This is a genomic window from Synechococcus sp. CCAP 1479/10 (genome assembly GCF_019038515.1).
GTDB lineage: Bacteria > Cyanobacteriota > Cyanobacteriia > PCC-6307 > Cyanobiaceae > Cyanobium.
In genome coordinates, this window is record NZ_JAFKRJ010000003.1 from 1 (window position 1) to 11,617 (window position 11,617).

Here is an 11,617-nt window from a genome sequence, read left to right on the forward strand (position 1 = left end):
GATGCCGAACTGGCGCAGGGCCTCGGCGGCCTCCTGCTGGATGCCGAGCATCAGCAGGTTGTTGCCGAGCTGGGGGCCGATCAGGAACTCGGCCGAGAGGTAGGCGACGATCCGCCTGGGGTGGGCGTCGATGGCCTCGGTACCGGCCAGGTAGCGGGTCATCAGCCGGTCCCGCACGGCGTAGCTGAGCGCCATGTAGAGGTCATGGCGGTCGGCTTTCTGCACCCGCCGGCCGAGGGAATAGAGCAGGTGCTCGATCAGGCCGTCGAGCAGATCCTGCGCCGTCAGGCCGTTGCGCTGGGGATCGGTGTAGGCGCCAGCTTCGGGGAGACCCATCACGTTGGCCAGGGTGCTTGTCATGCTGGATGGTCACGGCACCCCTCGACCATCACCAGGGAGGGTTAAGACCCGGGGAACGCAGGAATCCCCTCACCTTGGGAAGATGGGGGGGCCTGCCCAGCTCCCATTTCCGACCCTGCAGCCCAGTCCGGGGTGGCCCCCGCGCCGCTGTCCGCTCCCGGGGCGTCCAGCCAGCGGGAGGGGTCGGTGCTGATCTGTGGCCTCGGATCCCTGGGCCAGGCCTGCCTGCTGCGCCTGCTGCCCTTCGATGTGCCGTTGCGGTGTCTGGATCGTGAGCGACCGGACTGGCGCGATCCGCGCCTGGAGGAACGCTTCGGATCCACCCTGGTGCTGGGTGACATGCGCCTGCCCCACGTGCTCGCGCAGGCCGGGGTCGCGTCGGCCCGCGCCGTGCTGCTGCTGAGCACCGAGAGCACGGTGAACGTGGAGGCGGCCCTGCAGGTGAGGCTGCTGAATCCCACGGCGGACCTGGTGGTGCGCTCCTCCGGCCAGCTGGCCAGCCTCGGGGCCCTGCTTGAGGAGCGCCTGCCGGGGGTGGCCGTGGTCGATCCCCTGCTGCTCACGGCCGGGGCCATCACCGAGGCCCTCCGGCCCGGCGACCAGGAGGCCTGCTTCCGGGTGGATGGTGAGTCCTATCTGGTGGTGGAGGGAAACGACCCGGCCCGCCGGCAGCAGCGCAGCCTGCGCCAGGACGGCGCGGATCCGGTCCGGCCCCTGCAGGTGGTGCCGATGGCCTCGCACCACCACCGTGCCGCCGAGGCCGTTCCCGCCGCCCGGGTCCAGGGCCGCTGGCTGGCCCTGGGGCGCAGCCTGGGGGCCCCGCTGCGGCGGTGGCGGCAGTGCAGCCCGCTCCAGCAGGCGGGGCTGCTGGTGATCCTGGCCCTGATGGCCCTGGGGCTGGCCCTGTTCTCTGCTGGTGGCGGCTGGAGGCAGGGGGTGTTTGTCACCCTGGCGCTGTTGCTGGGGGAGTTCGTCGATCCGGTCAACGTGATGCTGCCCCCGGGGGACGGCATCGCCGCAGCGGCCCCCTGGCTGATCGGCGTCACCCTGCTGTATTCCCTGATCGGGACGCTGCTCACCTCCGCCCTGGTGGCCGTGATCCTGGAACGGCTGCTGCGGGAGCGCTTCGGCCTGGGCCGTCCCGGACGCTTCCGGCGGGGCAGCCGCTGGATCCTGCTGGCGGAGGGGGAGGAACTTGCCGCGCGGGTGGCCGACAACCTGGTCAGGGATGGCCTGCAGGTGCTGCGGATCGATCCGCGACCCGGGCCGGCGCTGCAGCGGCCGGGCCTGGTGATCGTCCAGCGCTGGGAGGCGGCCCTCGCCGCGCTGCAGCACTGCCGGCTGGAGGGGATCGGCCTGCTCTCCGTCGATCTGCTGGCCAACCTGCAGGAGACCTTCCAGCTGCAGAAGTCCTGGCCCGACGCCCGTTACGCGATCCTCTCCCATGCGGTCGAGGCGGCCGAGCGTCTCGGGGACCTGCTGGGCGGCGTGGCGGTGATCTCCAGCATGGACCTGGTGGCCGATGCGGTCGTGGCCACGGCGTTCGGCGAACGGGTGGAGGAGATCTGCCGCATTGATGGGGCCAACCATCTGCTGGTGCGGTACCGGATCCGCCAGGGCGATGGCCTGCTGGGGCTGAATCTCAGCCGGGTCGAGCAGGGCTACGGGGTCACCACCATCCACCTGCTGCGTCGCGGCCGCCGATCCCCCCTGGTGCTGCCGTCCCTCGATCTGGTTCTGTCGGCGGGGGATGAACTGGTGGTGCTGGCCACCCTGCGCCAGCTGCGGCGGATCGAGCTGGGCTGCCCGGATCCGCCCCGATGGCGCCTGCGCCTCCGGGGCTCCCCCCGGCCGGAGGGCCATTTCACCGCGCTCCAGTCCCTGGCGCGGCACCTGGGGGGCGCCCCCGGGGCGATGGCCCCCCTGCTGGACGGTGGGGAGCACCTCACCCCGGCCCTCGACCGGGAGCTGGCCGAACAGCTGGCGGAGGACCTGCGCCGCCAGGGCCTGCACTGCGCTGTGGAAGCGGTTGCCGTGGGTGACGCTGTGGCCAGCGAGGGCCTGCGGCCGTGAAGGACCCCACCCCAGCCCCTGCCCCCTGGCTGCTCGACACCTTGCGGGACCTCAGGGCCACCCTGGAGCGCATCGAGGTGGAAGAGGCCGCCTGCCTGGAGGCCATTCACCCCGACCACCGGGCCAGTGCCCGCAACCTGCTGCACGCCATGGCCTTCCATCGCCATGCCCATCCGGGCCTGCCGAAGGCGCTGCGGCACAGGGGCCTGTCTCCCCTCACCGATGGCGATGCCCCCCTGCTGGCCAGCCTGGAGGCGGTGATCACCGCCCTCGAAGCGCTCGAAGGTCTGGGCCCTTCGGCGGCGGCGGCGCAGGACCAGCCGGGCGGCCCCCCTGGCCTGGGCGGTCCCGATCTGCTGGGGCGGCGCTGCGACCGGTTGTTCGGAGCCCTGGCCCCGGGGGTCGCCGGACTCATGGTCACCCTGCCGGCGGAGGCGGCCAAGCGCCCCGCCCTGGTCGCCGATCTGCTGGCGGCGGGGATGACCATCGCCCGCATCGATTGCGCCCATGACGACCCCGCGGTCTGGGGCCGGATGGTGGAGGCGCTCAGAGCGGCCCGGGCGGCCAGCGGCCGCCCCTGTGCGATCGCCATGGACCTGGCGGGCCCGCAGCTGCGCACCGGCCAGCTGGCCCCCCAGCCTGCGGTGATCCGCGCCCGTCCCCCCCGCGACCGGATGGGGCGGCCCACCCAGCCGGTGCGGATTCTGGCGGTGTCGCCTGGGGCCTTGCCCCGGCCCCAGGACACGGACGCCGTGCTGCTGCCGGCGCGAGTGTCGAAGGCGAAGCGGCTGAAGCAGGGGAATCGCCTGCAGGGGCGGGATGCCTCCGGCCGCCGACGCACCCTCCAGGTGGTTCGACGTGGCCCCGATGGGGTTCTGCTGCTGCAGGCCGACAAGACCTGCCACTTCACCTCCGGCCTGGTGTTCCGCCAGCGGCATGGCAAAGCCCGGCTGCGGGTGGGTCCGCTGGCGCCGGTGAGCGGCGAACGGCTGCTGCGCCCGGGCGATGCCATCCGTCTGACGCCTGAGCCGGACCAGGGTGCCGGCACGCTCCCCTGCACCTTGCCGGAGGTGTTCGTCGATCTGCGCCGCGGTGAGCGGGTGCTCTTCGACGATGGCCGCATCGGCGCCGTGGTCCGGAGGGTGTCAGCCCGGGAGGTGCGGCTCAAGGTCACCACGGCCCGGGCCAGGGGCAGCCGGCTCCGCTCCGACAAGGGGATCAGGTTCCCCGACAGTGACCTGCGCACGCCGGCCCTCACCGCCAAGGACATCGAGGATCTGGCGTTCGTGACACGGCACGCCGACATGGTCAACTCGTCCTTCGTGCACCGGGAGTCCGACATCCAGACCCTGCGCCAGTGCCTGGAGGAGAGGGGCCGGGGCGATCTGGCGGTGATGCTCAGGATCGAAACCCGCCAGGCCTTTCTCAACCTGCCTGGGCTGCTGCTGGCGGCCATGGCCCACGGCGCCCCGGTGGGCGTGATGATCGCCCGCAGCGATCTGGCGATCGAGTGCGGCTGGGAGTCCCTGGCTCCGATTCAGGAGGAGATCCTGCGGATCTGCGGCGCGGCGCACGTGCCCTGCCTCTGGGCCACCGTGACGGTGCTGGAGGGGATCGGGGCCCGCACAACCGCCGACCCCAGCCAGCCCCTGCTCACCTGCCTGGCGTTCCGGAGCAACTGTGAAGGGGGCAACCCGCTGCCGTGAGCCTGCCCCTGGGAAGCCTGCCCCTGGGAATCAGCGGAAACGATTCAGTCCGTGGATTCGTCGAAGAGGGAACTGCGGGTGAATTTGAGGCCTTTCCAGATCTTCTTGATTTTCGCGTAGGCCTCGTCCTGGCTCATCTTGCCGTTGGCCTGCAGGCCGACGATCAACCCCACCTGGTCGGCGAAGGATTCCAGATTCTGATGAAACATCAGCCGCTCCGGGCTCCAGTCGCTGCCGCGGTAGCTGCCATGGGCTTCCATGGGCGACTGGACATCCCGTTCCTGCCGGCCGAGTTCGGGGTTGGATGATCCCGTGGAGGGCTGGTTGGTCAACGAATCGTCAAGAGCAATGGCTTAACCTAGCCAGCCAGCCTTAAGACTCCGTAAAGGCCAGGGGCCAGCCCCAAAACCCCAGCCACGCCTGCCATACCCACCATCGGGCCGTTGCGGTTGAATCGTGGCAACAACCGGAAGTCCCGTGGTGCGACTCACCCCAGGGGCGCTGAATTCCCAGCGCCTGGAGCAGCGTCCGGCCGGTCTGCCCACCCATCTCTATGTCCATGGCGGGCTCGGGCCCACCCGGGCCGATGCGGTGCTGTTCCTGGATTCCGGGCCGGTGCGCACCCCCTCCCCCGCCATCGAGCGGCTGGCCAGCCTGCGCCAGGCCGGCACCCCCCTGTGGCTGCGCCTGCAGGGGCTTGGTGATCGCCGTTACATCCAGCAGCTGCTCGATCGCCTCGAGGTGCCGGCGGTCTTGCTGGCCCCCCTGCTGGAGGTGCCCCAGCGCCCCCAGGTGAACGGACTGGAGGATGTGCTGCTGGTGGTGCTGCACCGGCTCAGCTTCGCCAAGGATCCGGCCCATCTCGTCAGTGAGCAGGTGGGCCTGGTGCTGCTGCCCGGCCTGCTGATCACCCTGGAGGAGGGCTGCGGCGGGGATCCCTTCCCGGATCTCACCGAGTGGCTGCTGTCCAAGTCGGGGTCCCTGGCCGACCGGGACCTGGACGACATCCTGCACTTCGTCATCGATGACCTGCTCGATGATCTGTTCCCGATGCTGGAGGCGATGTCCCAGCGGCTGGATGCGCTGGAGGAATCCTCCCTGCGCAATCCCCGCCCCCTGATCCTGCGCCGTTCCTACGAATTCAGGAGCAATCTGCGCATCATCCGCACCTTGATCTGGCCGTTGCGCCATCAGATCAGGCTGCTGCTCCGCCAGCGCCAGCGGCTGCTGGGCACCGAGGCCCTGGAGGGCTTCCGGGACATGGCCGAACTCGTTGACCAGCTGTTCGAGGCCTGCGGGTCGCTGCGGGGTCAGTGCGATGCGATCACCCAGTCCTATGCGGCCAGTGTGGGCAACAGGATGAACCAGGTGATGAAGACCCTCACCATCCTCACCAGCATCTTCGCGCCGCTCACGTTCATCGTTGGCGTCTACGGCATGAACTTCGAGTTCATGCCCGAGCTGAAATGGCGCCATGGTTACGCGTTTGTCATGTTGCTGATGCTTCTGATCGCCACGGTGCAGGCCTGGTGGTTGTGGCGGCGGGGCTGGTTCCAGGACTGGACGGGACAGGGCTGAGCTGGCGCCCACAATCTGTCCTTAACCCAACCCCTCGGCTTGCTGGTGCAGGATCGGCGCAGCGTCCTTCCTTCGCTGGTCTCGAACCATGGTCCTGAAGCTTCCTGCGACAGTCCGGTCGAGGGGCGTGATGGCTTTCAGTGGACTGGGTGCCCTCCTCGGCGTCGGGCTGACGCCATGGCTGGCCCTGGTGCCCGCGGAGGCCCAGACGGGGACGGCTCCGGTGGTGCGCATCGAGGGCTCCAGCACGGTGTTCCCCATCCTGGAGGAGGCCGCCAAGGCCTTCCAGAAACGCCAGGGTTCGCCGGTGTCCATCGCCCTGAAGGAGACGGGCAGCTCGGCTGGCATGCGCAGGTTCTGCCGCGGAGAGATTCCGATCAGCAACTCCTCCCGTCCGATCAGCTCCAGGGAGCTGAAGGCCTGTGCCGCCAAGGGGGTCACCTTCATTGAATTGCCGCTGGCCTTCGATGCCATTTCGGTGGTGGTCCATCCCAGCAACAGCTGGGCCAGCCGCATCAGCACGGCCGAGCTCTCCACCCTGTGGAACCGCAAGGCCCAGGGACGCATCAAGCGGTGGAAGCAGGTGAACGCCTCCTGGCCGGATCGGCCGATCAATCTGTGCGGCCCGGGGGCCGACTCAGGAACGTTTGATTACTTCAACAAGGCCATCAATGGGGATTCTCGCAATTCCCGCACCGATTACACCGCCAGTGAAGATGATAACGTTCTGGTAAGTTGTGTTGAGAAAAACCCTCTGGCGCTGGGCTATTTCGGCTTTTCCTATTATCGTGCTCAGGCTGCCAGGTTGAAGGCGCTCGCTATCACGGGTCCCAAGGGAACCTGGCCGCCGACCGTCGACAACGTGCAGCAGGAGCGCTACGTGCCTCTCTCGCGACCCTTGTTCGTCTACATCAACGACAAGGATCTGAGGGATCGGCCCGAGGTGCGTCGCTTCATCACCTTCACGGTCCAGGGTGGGTTGCGTTTCAGCGAGCGGGCCGGTGTGATCCCCCTGCCTCCGGACACCTATCGTGTTGTTGAATCCAAGCTTTATCGCCACTTGATCGGCACCTCCTTCGGGGGCGATCTGCCCGTCGGGCTCTCGATCAACGAAGCGATCCGGCGCAGCTTCCAGCAGATCCGTTCGAAAACACCCCGCTGAGGCCTCCGGCCCCTCCCATGGCCAGCCCGCACGATGATCACCCGTTCAGCAATGGAGCGTTTGCCGTCGATCTGATCGGGCGCTTCACCCACAAGCTCGCGTCGCTGCAGGGGCCCGTGCTCGCCGACAACGATCCCGAACCCCTGCATCAGATGCGGGTGGCGCTGCGGCGGCTGCGCACCTGCCTGCACCAGTTCGGCCCCGCCCTGCAGCTGCCCAAGGCCGTCGCTGACCCCCGCCTGGCCAAGACCGTGCGCCGGCTCGGCATGGCGCGGGACCTGGATGTGCTCAGGGATCGGCTGGAGAAGGATCTGATGCCCGAGCTTCCCGAGACGGAACAACGGGCTCTCAAGCCCGTGTTGAAGCAACTCCGGCGTGAACGGGCCCTGGCCTATGAGCAGGTGGTCACCACCCTCCAGAGCAGCGGCTACCTGAAGCTGCTGTCCCAGCTGCAGGGTTGGCTGCGACATCCCGAGTTCACGCGGCTGGGGGAGCTGCCGCTGCTGGCCTGGACCCTGGAGTGGCAGGCCCCGATGATCGCCGGGCTGTTCCAGCATCCGGGTTGGTTCATCCTCAAACAGGAGGGGGACATGGAGCGGGTCCACGACCTGCGCAAACGACTCAAGACCGCCCGTTACGGACTCGAGAATCTCGGGGCCGTCACCGGCTCACGCTGCCGGCAGTGGGTGGCTGAACTGAGGGAGCTGCAGGAACTGCTCGGAGAACTCAACGATCTCCATGTCCTGGAGAGGGCGATCGATGATCAGTTGCCGGCCGGACTGGCCAGGAGCCTGCCGGATCTGGAGGCCCTGTTGCGCCGGAGGGCCCAGGTCTGCTGGGACCAGTGGCGGCAGCGAGCCGATGGGTTGATCCTCCCCGAACGCCGGCGCAGCCTCTCGATGGCGCTCTGGCTCGAACGGCGTTCCGACAGCCACCCGGAAGCGCCCCCGCTGGCCCTCGCCTTACCGAGCTCTTAACCAAAGCACTACCAGCCCTTTGCCCGTCCGGCGGGTGTCGCTGCATACAGTTCGCTGCATCCGATGCGCTTTCCCCGATGGTATTCACGCCCTCCCGTGAATCCGGCAGCAAGGATGGATTCCGAGAACTTCTTGAAGCGAACTACCAGAAACGCAGTCTGGTTCATGTCAGCGCCGGGAGCCATGTACCGCTGCTGAAGAACAACGTCTGGCTCGTCGTTCGCGGCATGGTGAAGCTCAGCGCCATCACCATTCACGGCGACGACATGCTGCTCGGCCTGGCCGGCCCCAACGAGCCGTTCGGCGATCCCCTCAATGGCGTCGAGGCCTACGCCGCCACCACCCTGGCCGACACCGACCTGCTCTGCCTCAGCTGCAGCGAGATCCGCCAGGACGGCACCCTGGCCGTGGCCATGCTGGAGGCCCTCGGCCAGCGCATCCAGCAGAGCCAGGCCCTGCTCGCCCTGATGGGTCTCAAACGCGTCGATGAACGGGTGCGTGGCTTCCTCGAACTGCTGGCCAGCGAGTACGGCCAGCCCTGCGAATCGGGCCTGCGCCTCAACCTGCGCCTCACCCACCAGGAGGTGGCCAGCGCCCTGGCGACCACACGGGTCACCGTCACGCGCGTGATCGGCACCCTGCGCGACGAGGGCTGGTTGCAGCTCGACAGCCAGCGGCGTCTGGTGGTCAGCTATCTGCCACGGCGTTGAGACAGTTCTGGGGTCTGCCCGCTGCGGACGCCGATAATGCCGTCATGCATCCCCCCCTCCTGGTCGTCGAGGACGACGACACGATCCGCGAGACCATTCGCGACGTCCTCGTTCTGGAGGGGTTTTCGGTCACGGCCTGCGGCAACGGCCGGGAGGCCCTGCGCACCCTCCAGGAATGCCCTCCGGGGGAGGAATTCTCCCTGGTGGTGCTTGATCTGATGCTGCCCGGGCTGGGGGGACTGGATCTCTGCCGCCAGCTGCGCTCCGCCGGCAACCAGACCCCCATCCTGGTGGTCAGCGCCCGCGACAGCGAGACCGACCGGGTGCTGGGGCTGGAGGTGGGGGCCGACGACTACCTCATCAAGCCCTTCGGCCTGCGGGAGCTGGTGGCCCGCTGCCGCGCCCTGATGCGCCGCAGCCGTTCGGTGGAGGTGGCCGCCAAGGTGCTCCAGCACGCCAACCTCAGCCTGTACCCCGAGGAATGCCGCGTCACCCGCGACGGCCTCGAGGTCAACCTCTCGCCCAAGGAATACCGGCTCCTGGAGCTGTTCATGCAGTACCCCCGCCGCGTCTGGAGCCGCGACAAGCTGCTGGAGCGGGTCTGGGGCTACGACTATTTCGGCGACAGCAAGACCGTCGACGTCCACATCCGCTGGCTGCGGGAGAAGCTGGAGGCCAACCCTTCGGCGCCCGAGCACCTGATCACCGTCCGGGGCTTCGGCTACCGCTTCGGCTGAATGGGGGTTCTGCTGGCGGGGCTGCTGGGGCTGGCCCTGGGTTGGCTGCTGGCGCGCCGCACCAGCCGGCCCGGCCGGGCCCGTTCCGGCCTGTGGCACCGCCAGCTGCTGCGCTGGATCGGGGAGGCCCCTGATGGCTGGCTGATCCTCGACAGCGGCGACCGCATCCAGTTGATCAACCAGCGGGCCGAACGGCTGCTGGAGGCCCCCGGAGCGGGACTGCGGCGCCAGGAACCCCTCGATCGGGTCTGCAGCTCGCCCGAGCTGCTGGAGGTGGTCCGCAACGCCCGCCGGCGGGAGCGTCCCCAGCGCCTCGACTGGGAGCTCGGCGAGCAGCAGCTGGCCGTGTTCGTCCTGCCCGGGGACGACGGCTGGGTGGCGCTGCTGCTCCAGAGTCGTCGTTCGCTCGAAGCCCAGCTGGAGCAGCAGGAGCGCTGGGTGAGCGATGTGGCCCACGAGCTCAAGACGCCCCTGACGGCCCTGCTGCTGGTGGGTGACAGCCTGGCCGCCCACGTCAACGATGCCAATGTGGTGCTGGTGGAACGGCTGCAGCGGGAGCTGCTGCGGCTGCAGCGGCTCGTGGGCGACCTGATGGAGCTCTCCCGGCTGGAGAACACCCTGCCCGAGGGGGTGCGCCTGCGCAGCCGTGTCGATCTGCCCCAGCTGGTGCAGCAGGTCTGGCTCGGTCTGCGGCCCCTGGCCGAGCGGCGTTCCATCCGCCTGGAGCTCATTGCCGAGGGCGAACTGGCGGTGCTGGGGGATGGCTCCCGGCTGCACCGGGCCGTCCTCAACCTGCTGGACAATGCCCTGCGCTACAGCCCGGAGGAGGGCACCGTGTGGGTGGAGATCGAAGCGACGGCGGGCTGGTGCCTGCTGTCGGTGCGCGACGAAGGCCCCGGGCTCAGCGAGGACGACCTCGAGCACATGTTCGAGCGCTTCTACCGCGGTGATCCGTCCCGGGTGCGCAGCGACCGGGGCGGCAGCGGGCTGGGTCTGGCGATCGTCCAGCAGATCGCCGTCACCCATGGCGGCCGCATCCAGGCGTCCAACCATCCCGGGGGCGGGGCGTTGATGGAACTGCTGCTCCCTGCGGTGGCCTGAGATGGGAAGGACAGCTCCCGGAGCCGCGGGCCGGATGGCGGCGGTGGCCGACCCGGTGATCGCCCAGGTGGGGGCCCTGATGCGTCAGCGCCCGGACGCCCTCTCCCTGGCCCAGGGCATGGTCAGCTGGGGGCCACCGGAGGCGGTGCGCCAGGCCGTCGGCCGGTCGCTGCTGGAGGCCGACCGGCGGCTCGACCGCTACGGGCCGGTGCAGGGCGAGGAGGCCCTGCTGGAGGCGGTCCGGCGGGAGCTCACCGAGGTGCGGGGGCTGGATCTGGAGGGCAGCGACCTGCTGGTGACCGCCGGCAGCAACATGGCCTTCCACGCCATCGCCCAGGTGCTCTGCGACCCGGGCGACGAGGTGCTGCTGCCGCTGCCCTTCTATTTCAACCACGCCATGGCGATCCGCCTGGCCGGCGGCGTGCCCGTGCCGGTGGCGGCGGGGCTGGTGCCCGACCCCGAGCGGCTGGCGGCGGCGATCACCCCACGCACCCGCGCCATCGTGACGATCTCCCCCAGCAATCCCAGCGGCCTGGTGGCGCCGCCGGAGGTGCTGGCGGCCATCAACACCCTGTGCCACCGCCACGGGCTGGTGCACGTGAGCGACGAGGCCTATGCCGATTTCATCCATGGGACGGTGCCCCACGGAAGCCCCGGTCGGCTGCCAGGCAGCGGCGGGCACACGGTGTCCCTGTTCTCCCTCTCAAAGGCCTACGGCATGGCCGGCTGGCGGGTGGGCTACGCGGCGGTTCCCCGCCAGCTGATGGGGGCCCTGGCCAAGGTGCAGGACACGGTGCTGATCTGTCCGCCCCAGGTGAGCCAGCAGGCGGCGCTGGCGGCCCTGGAGGCCGGTCCGGCCTGGTGCCGGCCCCACATCGCTGCCCTGGGCGAGCGGCGCCGGCAGCTGGTCGAGGCGGTGGCGGCGGCCCGTGCCGGCGGCCAGGCGCTGGAGCTGCTGGGCCCCCCCGACGGCGCCTTCTATGGCCTGCTGCGGTTCCCCTGCGCTCTGCGGGGCGAGCCGCTGATGCGCCATCTGGTGCTGGGGCACGGGGTGGCCGCCCTGCCGGGTGACAGCTTCGGCCTGCCGCCGGCCGGCGGCCAGGCCCTGCTGCGGCTCAGCTACGGCATGCTCGACGCCACCGCCCTGGCGGAGGCCCTGGGGCGCCTGTTCGAGGCGCTGGCGGTGCTGCAGGCCAGCGGCGACTGAGCCCTG

Annotated in this window: 10 protein-coding genes and 1 pseudogene; 9 read left to right on the forward strand and 2 right to left on the reverse strand. The window is 69.6% G+C overall.

The window, feature by feature from the left end:
• Window positions 1-360, reverse strand: a pseudogene (locus KUG39_RS00545) (glycogen phosphorylase); the annotation flags it as partial.
• Between the two features lie 132 nt (window positions 361-492).
• Between KUG39_RS00545 and KUG39_RS00550 the strand changes: the two are divergent.
• Window positions 493-2,433: an NAD-binding protein gene (locus tag KUG39_RS00550; protein ID WP_216912041.1), complete on the forward strand. Its 1,941-nt coding sequence runs from the start codon at window positions 493-495 to the stop codon at window positions 2,431-2,433.
• Entirely contained in the window at window positions 2,430-4,139 is a 1,710-nt protein-coding gene (locus KUG39_RS00555; RefSeq protein ID WP_216912043.1) for a pyruvate kinase, read from the forward strand. The genes KUG39_RS00550 and KUG39_RS00555 overlap by 4 nt, the downstream gene beginning before the upstream one ends.
• A 44-nt stretch (window positions 4,140-4,183) precedes the next feature.
• Here KUG39_RS00555 and KUG39_RS00560 read toward each other — a convergent pair whose 3' ends face one another.
• Window positions 4,184-4,399: a DUF7219 family protein gene (locus KUG39_RS00560; protein WP_094584197.1), complete on the reverse strand. Its 216-nt coding sequence runs from the start codon at window positions 4,397-4,399 to the stop codon at window positions 4,184-4,186.
• A gap of 220 nt (window positions 4,400-4,619) precedes the next feature.
• Here KUG39_RS00560 and corA point away from each other — a divergent pair, with 220 nt between their 5' ends.
• The 7 genes from corA to KUG39_RS00595 all read left to right on the forward strand — a co-directional run bounded on the left by corA (window position 4,620) and on the right by KUG39_RS00595 (window position 11,611).
• The gene (gene corA / locus KUG39_RS00565) at window positions 4,620-5,717 is read left to right on the forward strand and encodes a magnesium/cobalt transporter CorA (protein WP_233133746.1); all 1,098 of its coding nucleotides are present in this window, start codon (window positions 4,620-4,622) and stop codon (window positions 5,715-5,717) included.
• 130 nt (window positions 5,718-5,847) lie between these two features.
• Window positions 5,848-6,879 carry a PstS family phosphate ABC transporter substrate-binding protein gene (locus KUG39_RS00570; protein ID WP_094584018.1) on the forward strand — a complete coding sequence of 344 codons (1,032 nt, stop codon included), beginning with the start codon at window positions 5,848-5,850 and terminating at the stop codon, window positions 6,877-6,879.
• 17 nt (window positions 6,880-6,896) lie between these two features.
• Window positions 6,897-7,856, forward strand: a complete 960-nt coding sequence (locus KUG39_RS00575) for a CHAD domain-containing protein (protein ID WP_094584019.1) — start codon at window positions 6,897-6,899, stop codon at window positions 7,854-7,856.
• A gap of 77 nt (window positions 7,857-7,933) precedes the next feature.
• Window positions 7,934-8,566: a Crp/Fnr family transcriptional regulator PtrA gene (gene ptrA / locus KUG39_RS00580; RefSeq protein WP_094584020.1), complete on the forward strand. Its 633-nt coding sequence runs from the start codon at window positions 7,934-7,936 to the stop codon at window positions 8,564-8,566.
• 44 nt (window positions 8,567-8,610) lie between these two features.
• Window positions 8,611-9,303, forward strand: a complete 693-nt coding sequence (locus KUG39_RS00585; protein WP_216912051.1) for a response regulator transcription factor — start codon at window positions 8,611-8,613, stop codon at window positions 9,301-9,303.
• The gene (locus tag KUG39_RS00590; RefSeq protein WP_094584022.1) at window positions 9,304-10,404 is read left to right on the forward strand and encodes a sensor histidine kinase; all 1,101 of its coding nucleotides are present in this window, start codon (window positions 9,304-9,306) and stop codon (window positions 10,402-10,404) included.
• Window positions 10,405-10,438: 34 nt separating this feature from the next.
• Window positions 10,439-11,611, forward strand: coding sequence for an aminotransferase class I/II-fold pyridoxal phosphate-dependent enzyme (locus KUG39_RS00595; protein WP_216912153.1), 1,173 nt, complete (start codon window positions 10,439-10,441; stop codon window positions 11,609-11,611).
• Window positions 11,612-11,617 lie beyond the last annotated feature (6 nt).